The sequence below is a fragment of the Methylobacterium sp. 4-46 genome (assembly GCF_000019365.1).
Classification (GTDB): Bacteria; Pseudomonadota; Alphaproteobacteria; order Rhizobiales; family Beijerinckiaceae; genus Methylobacterium.
Window position 1 is genome coordinate 5,337,485 of sequence record NC_010511.1, and the last position, 18,049, is coordinate 5,355,533.

The window sequence follows — 18,049 nt, forward strand, 5'->3', positions numbered from 1 at the left end:
GCAATCAGGGACCTCGCGCGATGCGCCGCATCCGCCTGGCGGCGGCCGCTCTCGTCCTCGCGACCGGAGCGGCCCTCGCCCAATCCGAGACGTTCCGGGTCGACGACGTGCCCCCGGGCGATTCCCTCAGCATCCGCGAGGCGCCCGACGCCGCCGCGCCGGCGGTCGGCCGTGCCCCCTGGGACGCGCGCCTGCGCGGCTTCGGCTGCACCACCGACACGCCGAGCGGGCGCACGTGGTGCCGGGTCAAGTACGGCCGCATCGTCGGCTGGGCCCGGCGCAAGTTCCTGGCGCCGGAGTGAGGATGGCCTCGCGCGCCGCGTTGCGGGATCCTGCGGCCGATGGCCATGACGTCTCCCGACACCCCGCGGCGCGGCTCCCCGGCGCCGCCGCGCCGCCCGCACCGGACTCCATCCCGGGCCCAGCGCCCGGCCTCGCCCCCACCCCGAGCAGAACCATGCAAGCCCTTCAGATCTTCGGCGAACGCGACCTGCGCCTGACGCAGGTCGACGCGCCGCCCCCGCCCGGCCCGGGCGAGGTCGAGGTGCGGATCCGCGCGGTCGGCCTCAACTTCATCGACGTCTGGGGCTTCCGCGGCATGGCCTTCGCCAAGCGGCGGCTCCCGCTCACCGTGGGGGCGGAGGCCGCGGGCGAGGTCGCGGCGGTCGGCGAGGGCGTGGCGGGGCTGAGGGCCGGCGACCCGGTCGCCCTCTACGGCGCCCTCACCTGCGGGCATTGCCGCGCCTGCCGGGAGGGCCGGGACAACCTCTGCGAGGAGGTCGGCGGGGTGATGGGCTTCCACATCGACGGCTTCGCGCGCGAGCGCGTGGTGATGCCGGCCCGGCTCGTCGTGCCGGTCCCGGCGGGGGTCGGCCTCGTCGAGGCGGCCTGCGCGCCGATCGCCTTCGGCACCGTGCAGCACATGCTGTTCGACAATGCCCGCCTGGAGCCGGGCGAGTCGATCCTGGTCCATGCGGGCGGCTCGGGCATCGGCACCGCGGCGATCAAGATGGCGAAGGCGATCGGCTGCACGGTCTTCACCACGGTGGGGGACGACGCCAAGGGCGAGAAGGCCAGGGCGCTGGGGGCCGACCACGTCATCAATTACCGCCGCGAGCGCTTCGAGGGCGAGGTGCGGCGGCTGACCAGGCGCAAGGGCGTCGACGTGGTCTTCGAGCATGTCGGGGCCGAGACCTGGAACGGCTCGCTGCTCTGCCTGAAGCGCGGCGGGCGGCTGGTGACCTGCGGCTCGACCTCGGGCGTCTCCGCCACCATGAACCTGATGCAGCTCTTCCAGCAGCAGTACCGGATCACCGGCTCGTTCGGCTGCCGCCTCGCCAACATCGCGGAGGCGCTGGCCAAGATGGCGGCCGGCCTGACCCCGGTCGTCGACACGGTGCTGCCCCTGGCGCGGTTCGAGGAGGGGCTCGCCCGGCTCGAATCCCGCCAGGTTTTCGGCAAGATCATCGCCACCCTGTGAGGCCCGGGGCGCGTCTTCCGCGCGCCCGACCCGCCCCTCTCTGAGCCCGTGCGGCGGACAGGCACCGGCCGGTCCCGCCGCCCCGACCTGCGAGTTCCCCCGTGCTGCGCCTGAAGTTGAGGCTGTACCGCACCGCCTCCCGCCTCGCCGAATGGCCGATGATCGCGCTGGTGCGCCTGCTCTTCGGCATCGCGAGCCTGCTCGGGCCGCGGCGGGCGGGCGGCTTCGGGGCCTGGCTCGGCCGGACGCTCGGGCCGCGCCTGCCCGCGCACCGCACCGCCCTCGACAACCTGCGCCAGGCCTTTCCGGAGCGCAGCGAGGCGGAGATCGCCGCCCTCGCCCGCGGGGCCTGGGAGAATCTCGGCCGCACCGGCGCCGAGTACGCCCATCTCGGCGAGATCTTCGATTACGACCCGCAGGCCCCGGCTCCCGGCCGGATCGAGGTCGAGGGCATCGAGCACTTCTTCGCGCTGCGCGACGACGGCCGGCCGGGCCTGATCTTCTCCGCGCACCTCGGCAACTGGGAATTGCCGGCGATCTGCGCGGCGCGCTTCGGCCTGGAGGCGAGCGCGGTCTTCCGCCCGCCCAACAACCCGGCGGCCAAGCGCCTCGTCGCCGAGGTGCGCCGGGCCACGATGGGCGGCCTCACCGCGGCGGGCCCGGGCGCCGCCTTCGCCATGCAGGGCGTGGTCGAGCGCGGCGGCCATCTCGGGATGCTGGTCGACCAGCACTTCACCCGCGGGGTGGTGGTCGAGTTCTTCGGCCGGCCGGTCCTGGTCAACCCGCTCCTGGCCAAGCTCGCGCGCCACTACGAGTGCCCGGTCCACGGCGTGCGGGTGATCCGCCTCGGCGCGGACCGCTTCCGGCTCGAACTCACCCCGGCCCTCGACCTGCCCCGCGACGCCGCCGGGGCGGTGGACGTCCGCGGCGCCATGCAGGCGATGACGCGGGTGATCGAGGGATGGGTGCGCGAGCATCCCGACCAGTGGATGTGGATGCACCGGCGCTGGCGGCCCGCGATGCTGCCGCGCACGGAGCAGCCGGGCGTGTCCTCGGCCCCGGCTCAAGCTAACGTGACTTCCGTCGGGCCGATCACGGGGGCTTGATGATCGCATGACGCGCGCGGCGGTTCTCCGATGGCTTCTCCCGGCGCTGCTCCTCACCGGGGCGCCGCCGGCCGGCGCGGGCGAGGAGCCGCGGGCGGTGATCGAACTCTTCACCAGCCAGGGCTGCTCGGCCTGCCCGCCCGCCGACCGCATCATCGGGGACCTGTCGCGGGACCCGAGCGTCATCGCCCTGAGCCTGCCCGTCACCTACTGGGACTATCTCGGCTGGAAGGACACCCTCGCCCACGCGGCCTTCACGGAGCGCCAGCGCGCCTATGCGGGGGTGCGCGGCGACCGGCAGGTCTACACGCCGCAGGCGGTGATCAACGGCGCCTCGGCGGTGGTCGGCTCCGACCGCAGCGCCCTCGAGCACACCATCCGCGATCCCGGGACGGCCGTGAGCCTGCCGGTGCCGATCCGCTCCGTGGTCGAGGACGACCGCATCCGGATCGAGGTCGGGGCGGCGCCGGATGCCGGCCGCACCGCCGAATTGTGGCTGCTGCCGGTGTCCCGCTCGCGGGAGGTCGCCATCGCGCGCGGCGAGAACCGCGGCAAGACCGTCACCTACCGCAACGTGGTGCGCGGCATGCACCATGTCGGCCACTGGACCGGCGCGCCCGCCCGCTACGAGGTGCCGCGCGGCCTGCTCCAGGCCTCGGGCGACGCGGATTCCTACGTGCTGGTGCTGCAGGCCGAGTATGGCGGGCCGGGGCGGATCCTGGGAGCCGCCAAGGGCCCGGGCCTGTGAGCGGGCCGGCCGCGCCGATCGCCGCCCGAGGATCCCGGGCCGGCCCGTCCCTTCCGCCGGCGCATGCGACGTCGCCCGGCTCCGGTGAGGGCGGCGCGCAGCGCATGACCCGGTCGTTGCCGCGCAATCGTTAGGACCCTACTTATCGGCCTCCGCAACGGTCGCCCGGGCCGTCGCAGCGAGGTGCCATGCGCCGGATGCTCCTCCAGACCCTGACCCTCGGCCTCGTGCGGGCCGGCCGCGCCTGGCGGCGCGCCGCCGACGAGGTCGTCACCGCCTTCGGCCTCACCGAGGCCACCGCCCTGCCGCTCCTGATGGTCGGGCGCCTCGGCGGCGAGCCGCGCCAATCGGCCCTGGCCGAGGCGCTCGGCGTCGAGGGACCGACGCTCGTGCGCCTGCTCGATCAGGTCGAGGAGGCAGGCCTGGTGACCCGGCGGGAGGACCCGACCGACCGGCGCGCCAAGGTGATCAGCCTCACCGAGGAGGGCCGGGCCCGGGTCGGCGCGATCGAGGCGGAGTTCGACCGCCTGCGCGGGCGCCTCTTCGCCGAGGTGCCGGACGAGGACCTGCGCGCGACCCTGCGGGTGCTGAGCGCCCTGCGCGAGGGCGCCGGCGAGCGGCTCGGCCCGGCGATCCTGCCCGCCGCGAGGGCCGCCTCATGACCCTGCCCGGCTGGCGCGCGTGGCTCTTCGCGGGCAAGACCGCGGGCGCCGCCCTGCTCGCGCTCTGGATCGCCCTCTGGGTCGACCTGCCCCGCCCCTACTGGGCGATGGCGACGGTGTTCATCACCGCCCAGGCGCTGTCGGGGGCGACCCGCTCGAAGGCCCTCTACCGGGTCGGCGGCACCCTGATCGGCGTGGCGGCGGCGGTCGCCCTGGTGCCGAACCTCGTCGACGCCCCGGAACTCCTCACCGCCGCCCTCGCCCTCTGGACCGCCGGCTGCCTCTACCTGTCGCTCCTCGACCGGACGCCGCGCAGCTACCTGTTCATGCTCGCCGGCTACACGGCGGCCCTGATCGGCTTCCCGGCGGTGACCGACCCGGGCTCGATCTTCGACACCGCGGTGGCGCGGGCCGAGGAGATCACCCTCGGCATCCTCTGCGCCGCCCTGGTGTCGAGCCTCGTTGTCCCGCAATCGGTCGCGCCGGTGGTGGCGCAGCGCATCGCGGCCTGGCTCGGCGAGGCCGGGCGCTGGACCGCCGAGGTGCTCTCGGGCGCCGCCGAGGACCCGCAGGTGCGCGCCCGGCGCCTGCGCCTCGCGGCCGACGCGGGCGAGATCGACGTGCTCGCCTCCCACCTCGCCTACGACACCTCGCGGCAGGCCGCCGCCGCCCCCTGGGTGGCGACGCTGCGGGCGCGCATGCTCCTGCTCCTGCCGGTGCTCTCCTCCCTGGCCGACCGGATCGCGGCCTTGCGGGCCGTCTCGGGCCTGACCGCGGACCTGCGCGACCTGATGGCGGCGCTCGACGCGTGGTCCGAGGCCGGGGCACCGGCCGAGGGCATGGCCGCGCTGACCGCCCGGATCGAGGCCGCCGAGCGCGGGCTGCCGGCCGATCCCGACTGGACGCTGCTGGTGCGGGCGAGCCTGCTCGACCGGCTGCGCGAGCTCGTCGCCCTGTCGCGGGATTGCCGCACCCTCGAGGGGCACATCGCGCGCGGCGGCGGCCCGCTCGCCGCGCCCCTCGCCCACGGGGGCGAGTTCGCGGCCCGCCCGCCCCGCCACCGCGACCACGGCATGGCGCTGCGCTCGGTCCTCGGCCTGCTGGTCTCGGCGGCACTCTGCGTCGGCCTGTGGATCGCCACGGCGTGGCCGGACGGCGCCACCGCCGCCATGATGGGCTTCGTCCTCTGCTGCCTGTTCGCCGCGCAGGACGACCCCACCCCCTCGATCCTCGGCTTCGCGCAATGGTCGGCCGTGGGCGCGGTCGCGGCGGGCCTGCTGCTGTTCGGGGTTCTGCCCCGGGTCCACGACTTCGTCATGCTGACGCTCGCCGTCGGTCCCCCGCTCCTCCTGTGCGGCCTGCTGATGGCGCATCCGCGCACCGCCGCGGCCGGGATCGCCCTCGGGGTCAACGGCAACGCGCTCCTCGCCATCCAGGACAGGTACGATGCGGAATTCGCCGCCTTCGTGAATTCCAGCGTGGCGCTGATCGCCGGGATCTGGATCGCCGCTCTCGTCACCGGCCTGACCCGGTCGATCGGCGCCGAGCAGGGAGGGTGGCGCCTGCTGCGGGCGAGCCGCCGGGACCTCGCCCGGGCCGCCGCGCGGCGCGGGCGCGGCGACCGGGTCGCCTTCGCGGCCCTGATGCTCGACCGCCTCGGGCTGCTGGTGCCGCGCATCGCCGCCGCGGCGCCGGACAGCGCGCTGCGCCGGGTCGACACCTTGGCGGAACTGCGCGTCGGGATGGTGCTGGTCTTCCTGCGGCGCGCCCGCCACGGGCTCCCGGCCGACCACGTCGCCGCCCTCGACCGGGTGCTCGACGGCGTCGCCCGCCACTATCGCGGCGGCCCGGACACGGCCGATCCGATGCTCCTCGTGGAGATCGACGCGGCCCTGCAGCGGATCGGGGCCGATCCCGGGCCGGAGGGGCGGCGCGACGCCCTGCTCGGCCTCGCGGGCCTGCGGCGCGCCCTGTTCCCCGACGCGGCGCCCTACGGACCACCCCGCCGTCGCCTCTCCCTCCCGGAGGCCGCCTGATGCCCGATCTCGACCTCTACGGCGTCTTCCTGCCGGCGCTCCTGGTCCAGGCCGTGATCGCCTTCGCGCTCAGCCTGGTCCTGCGCCACCTCATCGCCCGGGCCGGGCTCTACCGCCTCGTCTGGCACCGCCCCCTCTTCGACGCCGCCCTCACGGTGACCTGCCTGGGCGCCGTGGTCGCCCTCGCCCCGCGCTTCGCCTGAGTCCCGCCGAGTCCCGCCGAGTCCCGCCATGACCCGCTTCCTCGCCTTCCTCGGCCGCTTCGCCGTCACGGGCCTCCTGGTCCTGGTCGCGCTGGTGGTCGGCGCCGCCCTCTGGGACTATTACCTGGAGGCCCCCTGGACCCGCGACGGGCGCGTGCGCGCCGAGGTGGTCGGCGTCGCCCCGGACGTGTCCGGGCTGGTCCGCGACGTCGACGTGAAGGACAACCAGGAGGTGAAGCGCGGCGACCTCCTGTTCCGCATCGACCCGGAGCGCTTCACCCTGGCCCTGCGCCAGGCCGAGGCGGTGGTGGCGGGGCGCAAGGCGACGCTGACCCAGGCCGAGGCCGACCTCGCCCGCTACCAGCAGCTCAGCGACAACGTCGTGTCGCAGCAGCGGCTCGAACAGGCGCTCGCCACCGAGCAGGGTGCCCGCGCGGCCTACGACCAGGCGGTGGCGGACCGCGACCTCGCCAAGCTCAACCTCGCCCGCTCCGAGGTGCGCGCCTCGGTCAACGGCCGCATCTCGAACCTCGAACTGCGCCCCGGCAGCTACGTGGCCACCGGCAAGGCCGTGCTGGCGCTCGTCGACCGCGACACGCTCCACGTGGAGGGCTACTTCGAGGAGACGAAGCTCGACCGCATCCGGGTCGGCGACCCGGTGAGCATCCACCTGATGGGCGGCGGCCGCGACCTGGCCGGGCGCGTCGAGAGCGTGGCGGCCGGCATCGAGGATCGGGAGCGCAGCGCCGGGGCCAACCTCCTCGCCAACGTGAACCCGACCTTCGCCTGGGTGCGGCTTGCCCAGCGCGTGCCGGTGCGGGTCACCCTCGACCCGTCCCCGGCGCTGGCGCAGCTGACCGTCGGGCGGACCGCGACCGTGGTGGTGCGGGGCCGCGGCGAGGGCGAGCCGCGCCCCCTCGACGGGCTCTGGCAGCGCTGGCAGGCCCTCCGGAGCACGCTCGCCACCAGCCGCAAGGGTTGACGGGCGAGAAGGGTTGACGGGTTAGGCCTTCTCGCATAGGCGGCATCTCAACCCAAAAGGGGGGGGTGCGGCCGCTCGTCGCCCCCTCGGGACAACGGTCCGGGAGGGACGCCCCATGCCTCACGACGCGCCGCAGGCGGCGTCCGACGCGCTCGGCGCGCGCGCGCTCGACCGCATCACCCGCCGACTGATGCCGCTCCTCGGCCTGATGTACCTCATCGCGTATATCGACCGGCAGAACGTCTCCTACGCCAAGCTGCAGATGGTGGGCGATCTCGGCCTCAGCGAGGCCGCCTACGGGCTCGGGGCGTCGCTGTTCTTCATCGCCTACTTCCTGTTCGAGGTGCCCTCCAACGTGATCCTGGAGCGCGTCGGGGCGCGGCTCTGGTTCACCCGCATCATGGCGACCTGGGGCCTGATCACGGTGCTGCTCGGCTTCACCCAGGGCACGGCGATGTTCTACGTGCTGCGCTTCCTGCTCGGCGTGGCGGAGGCGGGATTCTTCCCCGGCGTGCTCTTCGCCCTGACGCTGTGGTTCCCGCAGAGCCACCGCGGCCGGATGGTCGGCTGGTTCATGATCGCGAGTGCGGTGGCCAACATGATCGGCGCGGCGATCGGCGGCGCGCTCCTCGACCTCGACGGCCTGCTCGGCCTGCGCGGCTGGCAATGGGTCTTCGTGGCGACCGGGGTCCCCGCCCTGCTGCTCGCCGTGGTGGTGTTCTTCATCCTGCCGGAGGGGCCGGAGCGGGCGCGCTGGCTGCCGGCCGAGGAGAAGAGGTGGCTGGCGGACGCCCTCGCCCGCGAGGCCGCCGCGACGGCCCATACCGACCATTCCAACCCGTTCCGGATCCTGCTCGACCGCCGGGTGATGATCCTCGCGCTCCTCTACGTGGCCTTCCCGCTCGCGGCCTACGGCCTGAGCTACTGGCTGCCGACCGTCGTGAAGGGCTTCGGCGTCTCCAACACCGTGAACGGCCTCCTCAACGTGATCCCCTGGGCGGTGGTCGGGCTCGCGCTCTGGTGGGTGCCGCGCCACGCGGCGCGGACCGGCGAGACGACCTGGCACATCGCGGGCCCCGCCCTGGTCGGGGCGCTCGCCCTGACGCTCAGCGTGGTGGTGCCGGGCTCGGCCCTGAAATTCGTCTGCCTGTGCGTGGCGGCGGCCGGGATCTTCTCGGGCCAGCCGGTCTTCTGGTCGCTGCCGCCGACCTTCCTGCGCGGCGCCACCGCGGCGGCCGGGATCGCGGCGATCAACTCGGTCGGCAATCTCGGCGGCTTCATCGCCCAGAACGCCGTGCCGTGGATCCGCGACCGCAGCGGCAGCGACCTCACCCCGATGCTGTTCCTGGCCGCCTGCCTGCTCGTCGGGGCCGCGATGGTCTTCGTCGCGCAGGCGATCCTGCGCCGCCCGGCCCCCGAGGCGGCGCCCGCCGCGACCCTGGCGCGCCGCTAGGGCGGCGCCCCGTTATCCCTTTTCGGACGCGAACCGGCCCGCGAAGGGATGATCCCTGTTTTCGCAATCGCTTGCATGCGGCATCGATGATGCGCTCGGCCGCCCGGTCCCCGACATGGACGGGCGACCGGACGGCGAGACGCGCATGCGCGGTGTCATCGCGTGGAGCGGCGAGCAGGCTCGCCAACGCGCGGATGCCGAGCAGGTCTTCTGAGGATCGCGCCCCGCTCAAGCGCGCCCGCGATGCAGCCCAGGCGCGCCTGATCGCGCATTTCCTGGCGACGCGCCTGCCGGGCCCGCGCTTCGACGACCCGGCCCTCGGCGCGATGGCGCGCGCGATGCGGGACCGTGCAGGGCGGATCCTCGCGGAACCGGAGCCCGAGGGCCCGGGACGTCTCGATCCCGACGGGTGATCCGGGCTCCGCTTGATCGCAGCGGATCCCGTATCCCAATCCCGCGCGGCGCCTGAGCGGCGACGACATCCGCCATCCCGAAGGGACCAAGCGGATGTGGCATGACCCCGCCCCTCGCGCGCTCACGGCCCGGCGGCTCGCCACGCCCAGGTGCCGAGAACCAGCACCACCAGCCCCCAGAGCAGCCCGAGCGCCGTCCGATAGAGCGCGAGCGCCCGTTCGATGTCGTCGGCGCCGGCCTCCGCCCGGCCGTCGCCCATCCAGTGATCCTCGACCCGCACCGCGGCGTAGACCCGCGGCCCGGCGAGCGCGAGGCCCAGCGCCCCGGCCATCGCGGCCTCCGGCCAGCCGGCATTGGGCGAGCGGTGGCGCCGCGCGTCCCGGCGCACGGCCCGCAGCGCCCCCCCGGCCGAGCAATCCGTCCGCAGGGCCGCGGCGGCCACGATGAGCGCCGCGGTGAGGCGGGAGGCCGGCAGGTTGACGAGGTCGTCGAGCCGCGCCGCGGCCCAGCCGAAGGCCCGGTGCCGCGCCGTGCGGTGGCCGATCATGCTGTCGGCGGTGTTGACCGCCTTGTAGAGCGCCCCGCCCGCGAGCCCGCCGACCCCGGTCCAGAGGGCGGGCGCGACGATCCCGTCGGAGAAATTCTCCGCCAGGCTCTCGATCGCCGCCCGGCACACCGCCGCCGCGTCGAGGCTCTCGGGGTCGCGCCCGACGATCATCGCGACCGCCCGGCGACCGCCCGGCAGCCCTTCCCGGCGCAGGCCCTCGGCGACGCGGGCGACGTGCTGGTCGAGGCTGCGCTGCGCCGGCAGGCTCGCCGCCAGGAGGCCGCAGGCCAGGAGTCCCGCCCAGCGCCCCGCCCCCGCGGCGGCCAGGGCCAGCGCGAGCGCGGCCGCGCCGGTCGCCGCGAGCACGAGGGCGAGGGCCAGGATCCCGGCCGCCCGCCGCAGGGCCGGCGGATCCTCCTCCCGGTTCAGCCCCCGGTCGAGGGCTGCGATCAGGGCCCCGATCCAGGTGACAGGATGGCCGAGGGCCCGGTAGAGGCGGTCGGGATAGCCGAGGGCCGCCTCCGCCGCGAGGGCGAGGGCGAGCACGAGGAGGCTGTCGGGCGGATGGAGCGTGGCGGGCATGGGGGCTTTCGCGGGGATCCGGCACGGGGGCGACCTCGGCGAGGCGCGGCGGCTCTTCCCCGACGCGCCCCAGCCGTGGTTCGACCTCTCGACCGGGATCAACCCGGTCCCCTATCCGTGCCCGCCCCTCGACGCCAGCCTCCTCACCCGCCTGCCCGCCCCGGCGGACCTCGCCGCCCTCGACGCGGCCGCCGCCGCCGCCTACGGGGCGGACCCGGCCGAGATCGTGGCGGCGCCCGGCACCCAGGCGCTGATCGCGTGGCTGCCGCACCTGCGCCCGGCCGGCCGGGTGGCGGTGGTCGGGCCGACCTACGCCGAGCACGCGGCGGCGTGGCGGCGGGCGGGCCACGCCGTCGCGACCGTGCCGGATCTTCCCGCGGCGGCCGACCACGACGTCGCCGTCGTGGTCAATCCCAACAACCCCGACGGGCGGGTGACGGGGCGCCCGGCCCTCGCGGCCGCGGCCGCCCACCTCGGCGCCCGGGGCGGCCTCCTCGTGGTCGACGAGGCCTTCGCCGACCTGGAGCCGGTCGAGAGCCTCTGCGGCGGCGTGCCGGAGGGCGCCGTGGTGCTGCGCTCCTTCGGCAAGACCTATGGGCTCGCGGGGCTGCGCCTCGGCTTCGCGGTGGCCCCCGCCCCCTTCGCCGCGAGGCTGCGGGCGGCGCTCGGGCCCTGGGCGGTGTCGGGGCCCGCCCTCGCGGCCGGGATCGCCGCCCTGTCCGACCGGCGCTGGCGCGAGGAGGCCGCCGCGGCCCGGCGGGCGGATGCGGCGCGGCTCGACCGGCTGCTCGCGCGCGCGGGCGGGCGACTCGTCGGCGGCACCGCCCTGTTCCGCACGGCGGATTTCCCGGACGCGCCGGCCCTGTTCGACCGGCTCGGCCGGGCGGGGCTGTTCGTGCGCCGCTTCGAGGAGCAGCCGTGCCGGCTGCGCTTCGGCCTTCCCGCCGCGCCGGACGCCTGGGAGCGGCTCGAAGGCGCGCTGGCGTGACACGCCGGACACGCGGGCGCCATCAAAAAGGCCGAAAAAACCGGGATCCCGACCTCGGCCGACAGGGCCGGCCTCGCCCCGCGTCCGGTCCCGGACGCACCTCGTTGACCCCCGCCAGGGTTGGGCCGCATAAGGCCGGCTTGGCCGCAGGAGCGGGTCCGGGACGGCGAGGATCGGCCGGGCGAGCGGAAGCGGGGACCAGACGGGATGAGCGTGGACGAGGTCAAGCGGCGCGACAGGCTCGGCGGCGTCATCGCATTCGCGCGGCGCTCGCTGCCCGAACTGCGCCGGGACGCCGAGACGATCCTGCCGGTCGACGCGCCGCGCTCGCGCCGCGCGCTGCAGCTCCTCAACCCGCTGCGCTGGACCCGGCTCACCCGGCCGGAGGTCGACCCGCGCCCCCGCCGCATCGGCGCCGGCCTCGTGCGCAACTTCGTGATCTTCGTCGTCGCGCCGACCTTCGTGTCAGGAATCTACCTGTTCCTGCTCGCCTCCGACCAGTACGTGGTCGAGAGCCGCTTCGCCGTGCGCGGCGAGACCCTGCCGCTCGGCGAGGTCAGGATCGGCGAGTTCTCCGGGCTCATCCAGAAGAACAACAACCAGGACACCTATATCGTCGCGGAGTACATCCGCAGCACGCCGATGCTGGAGAGCGCCCAGCAGGCCCTCGACGTGCGCGCCATGTTCACCCGCCGCGAGGCCGATTTCTGGGCGCGCTACTCCGGCAAGACGCCGATCGAGGAGCTGCTGAAGTACTGGCGCAAGCACGTCCAAACCAGCATCGACCTGGTCTCGGGCATCATCACCCTGAAGGTCGCGGCCTTCACGCCCGAGGACGGCGTGCGGATCGCGCAGCACATCGTCGGCCGGGCCGAGGCCCTGATCAATGGGATCTCGGAGCGCGCGCAGGAGGACATGCTGCGCCACAGCCGCGAGGAGGTGCAGAAGGCGAGCGACCGGCTCACCCAGGCCTACGTCGCCCTGCGGGAATTCCGCAACCGCTGGGGCATTATCGACCCGATCAAGTCGGCCGAGGCGACCTACACCACGATGATCGAACTCCGGAAGGAGAAGATCAAGCTCGAGAACGACCTCCAGGTCTTGCGGTCCTCCTCCCTCGACGAGAAATCCCGCTCGATCCAGGCGATCGTCGCGAACATCGCGGCCCTCGACCAGCAATTGAAGCACCTGCAGGAGAGCCTGACCAGCGACGCGATGGCGGGGGACGCGCCGAACGCCGCCCGGGCCCTGCTCGAATACGAGCGCCTGGTGATCGAGCGGACCGTGGCCGAGCGCCTGCACGAATCGGCGGTCGGCATGCTGGAGCGCGCCCGCATCGCGGCGGGCAAGCAGTCGGTCTACCTCGCGACCTTCGTGCCGCCGGCGCAGCCCCAGTACGCGACCCTGCCGGAGCGGCCCGAGACGCTGTTCGTCATCTTCTTCTGCCTCCTCGTCGCCTGGGGGAGCGCGACCCTGCTGATCGAGGGTGTGAAGGACCACAACATCTGAGGCCCGAGGTGATGGCGGACTCGGATTTCATCGACCTCGTCGCGCGGGCGATCTCGCCCACGATGAGCCGCGAGGAGCGCGAGGCGGTCTACCAGGTCGTGCGCCAAGCGGTGCAGCGGCTGCAGGCGCGCGAGGGGCTCTGCCGGGGCGACCCGCGCACCGAATTGCAGCTCCACCTGATCGAGGAGACGATCAGCGAGGTGGAGGGGATGGTCACCCGCTTCATCGCCCGCCGCACCATCGACACGGCCGCGGCCAGGACCTGAGGCGGCACCTGACCTGAGGCAGCACCTGCGGCGGGGCGGCCTGCCCGGAGGCGCCGCAGGGGAAAAAATCCGGCCTGGCGGACCCGGGGGGCGGGCGGCGCGTTCAGCGTGCTGTCAGGCTTTGCCCCCGCGACGGATCCCCGCCCACCATGAGCAAGACCAGCCCCGCGACGCCCTCCCTGCCGGAACCCGCCGTTGCGCGCCGCCCGCGGATCCGGGAGGGCCAGCCGTTTCCGCTGGGGGCGACCTGGGACGGGCTCGGCGTCAACTTCGCGCTGTTCTCCGCCCACGCCACCCGCGTCGAACTCTGCCTGTTCGACGATTCCGGCGAGACCGAGATCGCGCGCGTCGACCTGCCCGAGTACACCGACGAGGTCTGGCACGGCTACCTGCCCGACGCGCGCCCGGGCACGATCTACGGCTACCGCGTCCACGGCCCCTACGAGCCCGACGAGGGCCACCGCTTCAACCCCCACAAGCTGCTCCTCGACCCCTACGCCAAGGCCCTGGTCGGGTCGATCACCTGGGACCCGGCCCTGTTCGGCTACCGGCTCGAGAGCGGCGACGACCTCACCTTCGATGACCGCGACAGCGCCCCCTTCACCCGCAAGGGCCGGGTGATCGACCCGGCCTTCACCTGGGGCCGGGACCAGAAGCCCGACGTGCCGTGGGACCGCACGGTCATCTACGAGGCGCACGTGAAGGGCCTCACCAAGCTGCATCCGGGCGTGCCCGAGCGCCTGCGCGGCACCTACGCCGGCCTCGGCCAGCCCGCCGTGCTCGACTACATCCGCAGCCTCGGCGTCACCGCGGTCGAGCTCCTGCCCGTGCACTCCTTCGTGCAGGACGACTACCTGCGCCAGAAGGACCTCTGGAACTACTGGGGCTACAACACGATCTCGTTCTTCGCCCCGGCCCGCCGCTACGCCGCGGTCCCGGACTTCGCCTTCTCCGAGTTCAAGGAGATGGTCGCGCGCCTGCACGGGGCCGGGCTCGAGGTGATCCTCGACGTGGTCTACAACCACACCGCCGAGGGCAACGAGCGCGGGCCGACCCTGTCCTTCAAGGGCATCGACAACGCCTCCTACTACCGGCTGCTGCCGGACCAGAGGCGCTACTACATCAACGACACCGGCACCGGGAACACCGTCAACCTCTCGCATCCGCGGGTGCTGCAGATGGTGACCGATTCCCTGCGCTACTGGGCCACCGAGATGCGGGTCGACGGCTTCCGCTTCGACCTCGCCACCATCCTGGGCCGCGAACCCTACGGCTTCGACGAGGGCGGCGGCTTCCTCGATTCCTGCCGCCAGGACCCGGTGCTGAACTCCGTGAAGCTGATCGCGGAGCCGTGGGATTGCGGGCCGGGGGGCTACCAGGTGGGCGGCTTCCCGCCGGGCTGGGCGGAGTGGAACGACCGCTTCCGGGACGACGTGCGGGCCTATTGGCGCGGCGACGAGGGCCTGCTGCCCGCCCTCGCGGCGCGCTTCACCGCCTCGGCCGACAAGTTCGACAAGCGCGGCCGGCGCCCCTGGGCCTCGGTGAACTTCCTGACGGCACATGACGGGTTCACGCTGGCCGACACGGTCTCGTACGCCGAGAAGCACAACGAGGCGAACGGCGAGGAGAACCGGGACGGTCACTCGCACAATCTCTCGTCGAATTACGGGGTCGAGGGCCCGACCGCGGATCCCGAGATCCGGGCGGTGCGGTTCCGGCAGATGCGCAACATGCTGGCGACGTTGTTCCTGGCGCGGGGCACGCCGATGCTGCTGGCGGGGGACGAGTTCGCGCGCACGCAGCAGGGCAACAACAACGCCTATTGCCAGGACAACGAGATCTCCTGGCTCGACTGGCGGGCGATCGGGCCGGACGAGCGCCAGCAGGCCGAGTTCGCGCGCCGCCTCCTCACCCTGCGCAAGGCCCTGCCGATGCTCGGGCGCGGCCGCTTCCTCACCGGCGCCTTCGACGAGGAACTCGGCGTCAGGGACGTGACCTGGCTCACCCCCTCCGGGGAGGAGATGACCCCGGAGAACTGGAACGACGGCGAGGCGCGGGCGCTCGCGGTGCTGCTCGACGGCCGTGCGCCGATGAGCGGCCTTCGCCGCCGCGGCTCGGAGGCGACGCTGCTGCTCCTCCTCAACGCCCACCACGACCTCGTGCCCTTCACCCTGCCCGAGGTGGTGGGCGGCCATTCCTGGCTGCGCCTGATCGACACCAACCTGCCGGAATCGGAGGAGGCCGAGCGCTTCGAGATCGGCGAGACCTACGAGGTGACCGGGCGCTCGCTGCTCCTCTTCGTGCTCCGGCCCGACGAGGCCGACCACGCCAGCGAGACGTGGCGCTCCTTCCAGCACGTGGTCCAGGCCTTCGAGCGGGCGACCTCGGATTCCGTCGCCTTCCCGCCCGACGAGGACGGGTGAGGCATCCGGCCCGCGCCGGCCGGGTTGCGGCGCGCCGTCGCGCGCGCCCCGCCGGCCCTCGACCGGCGTGGATGCGCATATACTTGGCGGGGAAACGAGTCGGATCGGCAGCCCGGACAGGCGCGCTTCCGTCCTCTGGGGAACGCACCGCACGGCACCGGGAGCCACCGAGACCGCGATGACGACGACGCCCGAGCTGCCGCCGCCCGGACGCGCACCGACCGTGAAGGACGGCCCGACCGTCCAGGACGGCGCGTCCGGCGAGGTCGCGGATCACCGCAGCGACATCTTCTTCGCCGCGGTCGAGACGACCCGGATGCCGATGATCGTCACCGACCCGCGCCAGCCCGACAACCCGATCATCTTCGCCAACCAGGCCTTCCGGGCCCTGACGGGCTACGACCCGTCCGAACTGATCGGCCGCAATTGCCGCTTCCTGCAGGGTCCCGAGACCGACCCGCAGACGATCGCGGAGGTGCGGCGCGCCATCAAGGAGCGGCGCGAGATCTCGACCGAGATCCTGAATTACCGCAAGAACGGCTCCTCCTTCTGGAACGCGCTGTTCGTCTCGCCGGTCTACAACGACGCGGGCGACCTCGTGTACTTCTTCGGCTCGCAGCTCGACGTCTCGCGCCGCCGCGACGCCGAGGACGCCCTGCGGCAGGCGCAGAAGATGAAGGCGCTCGGCCAGCTGACCGGGGGCATCGCGCACGATTTCAACAACCTGCTGCAGGTGGTGGTCGGCTACGCCGACATCATGCAGGCGGGGCTCGCCCATCCGCGGCCGGATCCCGGCCGGCTGCTGCGGGCGGCGGAGAACATCCGCGGCGCCGCCGACCGGGCGACGACGCTGACCCAGCAGCTCCTCGCCTTCGCCCGCAAGCAGCGCCTGGAGGGGCGCACCGTCAACCTCAACGGCCTCGTCGAGGGCATGCGCGACCTCGCCAACCGCACCCTCGGCGACGCGGTCACGGTCGTCACCGAGCTGGCCCCCGAGCTGCGCAACGCCCGGCTCGACCCGACCCAGACCGAGGTCGCGCTCCTCAACGTGCTGATCAACGCCCGCGACGCGATGCCGTCCGGCGGCACGGTCACGATCCGCACGGAGAACCGCGAGATCGGCCCCGACGAGATCGGCCCCGGCCTGCCCCCGGCCGGCCGCTTCGTCGCGATCAGCATCACGGATACCGGCACCGGCATGCCGCCCGAGGTGCTCGCCCGGGTGACGGAGCCGTTCTTCACCACCAAGGAGGAGGGGCGCGGCACCGGCCTCGGCCTGTCGATGGTCTACGGCTTCGCCAAGCAGTCGGGCGGCACCCTCCAGATCGAGTCGCGGGTCGGCGAGGGCACCCGGGTGCGGCTGATGTTCCCGGCCGCCGGCGAGGACGAGCGCCCGGCGCCGGTGCGCCTGCGGGGGACCGAGCGCCCCGGCACCGAGACGATCCTGATCGTCGACGACCGCCAGGACGTGGCCGAACTCGCGCGCACCATCCTGCAGGATTTCGGCTACACGGTCCTGACGGCCGCCAACGGGCGCGAGGCCCTCGACGTGCTCGACGGCCACCGCCGGGTCGACCTGCTGTTCTCCGACCTGATCATGCCGGGGGGCATGAACGGCGTGGTGCTGGCCCGGGAGGCCCGCCGCCGCCAGCCCCGGCTCAAGGTGCTGCTCACCACCGGCTACGCGGAGGCGAGCCTGGAGCGCACCGATGTCGGGGGCAGCGAGTTCGAGGTGATCAACAAGCCCTATCGCCGCCTCGACCTGGTGCGCCGCGTGCGGGCCGTGCTGGACGGCCCGAACGGGGTGAGCTGACGCGGGCCGGTCATCCGACATCCGACGGATCGCGTCACCATGCGGATGTCGGCTTCGCTCAGGCACCGCGCGGGCTTGGCATTTCGGCTTCGCTCAGGCGCCGCGCGGGCGCGTCATGCGCGTCCCGGACGTGATCGTCCGGACAGCGGATCAGCCGATCCGCGGCAGTCGGGCCAGGATCGCCTCGCGGGCCGCCCGCGATCCGGAGAGCCTGTCCCGGACGAGGGCGACGATCTCCGGCGGGGCCTCCCGCGGCGTTCCGGCCGAGAAGGGCGGCGCCGGCGCGTATTCGAGGGCGAGCTGGATCGCCTCCGCCTGGTCCCGGCCGCGCAGGGCCGCCACCAGTGCGAGACCGAAATCGATCCCCGCCGTGACGCCGCCCGCGGTGATGAGGGACCCGTCCCGCACGATCCGCGCCTCGACCGGCGTCGCGCCGAAATGCGCCAGGAGATCGAGGGCGTTCCAGTGCGTGGTGGCCCGCTTGCCGGCGAGGAGCCCGGCCGCGCCGAGGACCAGCGCCCCGGTGCAGACGGAGGTCACGAAGCGCGCCCCCGCGGCCCGGTCGCGCAGGAAGCCGATCACCTCCGCATCCTCCAGGAGCGCGTTCACGCCCGCCCCGCCCGGCACGCAGAGCACGTCGAGGGCCGGACATTCCGCAAGGGTCGTCGTCGGCGCGAGGATCAGGCCCGTGGCGGAGGTCAGGGGCCGGCGATCCTTCCAGAGCAGGTGGACCTCCGCGTCGCCCGCCGAGGCGAAGACCTCGTAGGGACCGGTCAGGTCGAGCTGCTGGACGGCGGGGAAGGCGAGGATTCCGAAGCGCAGGGGCATGGCGGGGCT

17 protein-coding genes are annotated in these 18,049 nt (G+C 73.9%); 15 read left to right on the forward strand and 2 right to left on the reverse strand.

The window, feature by feature from the left end:
* Positions 1-20: 20 nt before the first annotated feature.
* The 10 genes from M446_RS23365 to M446_RS23410 all read left to right on the forward strand — a co-directional run bounded on the left by M446_RS23365 (position 21) and on the right by M446_RS23410 (position 9,083).
* A complete protein-coding gene (locus M446_RS23365; protein WP_012334575.1) occupies positions 21-302 on the forward strand; it encodes an SH3 domain-containing protein in 282 nt (93 codons plus the stop codon).
* A 155-nt stretch (positions 303-457) separates the two neighbouring features.
* Entirely contained in the window at positions 458-1,480 is a 1,023-nt protein-coding gene (locus tag M446_RS23370; RefSeq protein ID WP_012334576.1) for a zinc-binding dehydrogenase, read from the forward strand.
* A 101-nt stretch (positions 1,481-1,581) separates the two neighbouring features.
* On the forward strand, positions 1,582-2,586 hold the full coding sequence (locus tag M446_RS23375) for a lipid A biosynthesis lauroyl acyltransferase (RefSeq protein WP_012334577.1): 1,005 nt from the start codon (positions 1,582-1,584) through the stop codon (positions 2,584-2,586).
* A gap of 7 nt (positions 2,587-2,593) precedes the next feature.
* Positions 2,594-3,334 carry a DUF1223 domain-containing protein gene (locus tag M446_RS23380; protein ID WP_012334578.1) on the forward strand — a complete coding sequence of 247 codons (741 nt, stop codon included), beginning with the start codon at positions 2,594-2,596 and terminating at the stop codon, positions 3,332-3,334.
* A gap of 188 nt (positions 3,335-3,522) precedes the next feature.
* On the forward strand, positions 3,523-3,996 hold the full coding sequence (locus M446_RS23385; RefSeq protein WP_012334579.1) for a MarR family winged helix-turn-helix transcriptional regulator: 474 nt from the start codon (positions 3,523-3,525) through the stop codon (positions 3,994-3,996).
* Positions 3,993-6,032: an FUSC family protein gene (locus M446_RS23390; protein WP_012334580.1), complete on the forward strand. Its 2,040-nt coding sequence runs from the start codon at positions 3,993-3,995 to the stop codon at positions 6,030-6,032. Before M446_RS23385 ends, M446_RS23390 begins: the two co-directional genes overlap by 4 nt.
* On the forward strand, positions 6,032-6,235 hold the full coding sequence (locus M446_RS23395) for a DUF1656 domain-containing protein (protein WP_012334581.1): 204 nt from the start codon (positions 6,032-6,034) through the stop codon (positions 6,233-6,235). The genes M446_RS23390 and M446_RS23395 overlap by 1 nt, the downstream gene beginning before the upstream one ends.
* A gap of 28 nt (positions 6,236-6,263) precedes the next feature.
* Positions 6,264-7,217 (forward strand): HlyD family secretion protein, encoded by a 954-nt coding sequence (locus tag M446_RS23400; protein WP_012334582.1) that lies wholly within the window; start codon positions 6,264-6,266, stop codon positions 7,215-7,217.
* A gap of 115 nt (positions 7,218-7,332) precedes the next feature.
* Positions 7,333-8,670 carry an MFS transporter gene (locus tag M446_RS23405; protein WP_012334583.1) on the forward strand — a complete coding sequence of 446 codons (1,338 nt, stop codon included), beginning with the start codon at positions 7,333-7,335 and terminating at the stop codon, positions 8,668-8,670.
* A gap of 152 nt (positions 8,671-8,822) precedes the next feature.
* Positions 8,823-9,083 (forward strand): hypothetical protein, encoded by a 261-nt coding sequence (locus M446_RS23410; protein ID WP_265576416.1) that lies wholly within the window; start codon positions 8,823-8,825, stop codon positions 9,081-9,083.
* 122 nt (positions 9,084-9,205) lie between these two features.
* Here the strand turns inward: M446_RS23410 and cbiB are convergent, their stop codons facing one another.
* Positions 9,206-10,213 (reverse strand): adenosylcobinamide-phosphate synthase CbiB, encoded by a 1,008-nt coding sequence (cbiB, locus tag M446_RS23415; protein ID WP_043701563.1) that lies wholly within the window; start codon positions 10,211-10,213, stop codon positions 9,206-9,208.
* Here cbiB and cobD point away from each other — a divergent pair.
* From cobD to M446_RS23440, 5 genes are all read left to right on the forward strand, one after another.
* Positions 10,212-11,201 (forward strand): threonine-phosphate decarboxylase CobD, encoded by a 990-nt coding sequence (cobD, locus tag M446_RS23420; protein WP_012334586.1) that lies wholly within the window; start codon positions 10,212-10,214, stop codon positions 11,199-11,201. The two genes, cbiB and cobD, sit on opposite strands and share 2 nt — an antisense overlap.
* 207 nt (positions 11,202-11,408) lie before the next feature.
* On the forward strand, positions 11,409-12,710 hold the full coding sequence (locus M446_RS23425) for a capsule polysaccharide transporter (RefSeq protein WP_012334587.1): 1,302 nt from the start codon (positions 11,409-11,411) through the stop codon (positions 12,708-12,710).
* 11 nt (positions 12,711-12,721) lie between these two features.
* Positions 12,722-12,976 carry a hypothetical protein gene (locus M446_RS23430; protein WP_012334588.1) on the forward strand — a complete coding sequence of 85 codons (255 nt, stop codon included), beginning with the start codon at positions 12,722-12,724 and terminating at the stop codon, positions 12,974-12,976.
* Between the two features lie 149 nt (positions 12,977-13,125).
* Positions 13,126-15,399: a glycogen debranching protein GlgX gene (gene glgX, locus M446_RS23435; RefSeq protein ID WP_012334589.1), complete on the forward strand. Its 2,274-nt coding sequence runs from the start codon at positions 13,126-13,128 to the stop codon at positions 15,397-15,399.
* Between the two features lie 178 nt (positions 15,400-15,577).
* Positions 15,578-17,212 carry a hybrid sensor histidine kinase/response regulator gene (locus tag M446_RS23440; RefSeq protein ID WP_012334590.1) on the forward strand — a complete coding sequence of 545 codons (1,635 nt, stop codon included), beginning with the start codon at positions 15,578-15,580 and terminating at the stop codon, positions 17,210-17,212.
* Positions 17,213-17,362: 150 nt separating this feature from the next.
* Here the strand turns inward: M446_RS23440 and M446_RS23445 are convergent, their stop codons facing one another.
* On the reverse strand, positions 17,363-18,040 hold the full coding sequence (locus M446_RS23445) for a DJ-1/PfpI family protein (protein ID WP_012334591.1): 678 nt from the start codon (positions 18,038-18,040) through the stop codon (positions 17,363-17,365).
* Positions 18,041-18,049: the final 9 nt, after the last annotated feature.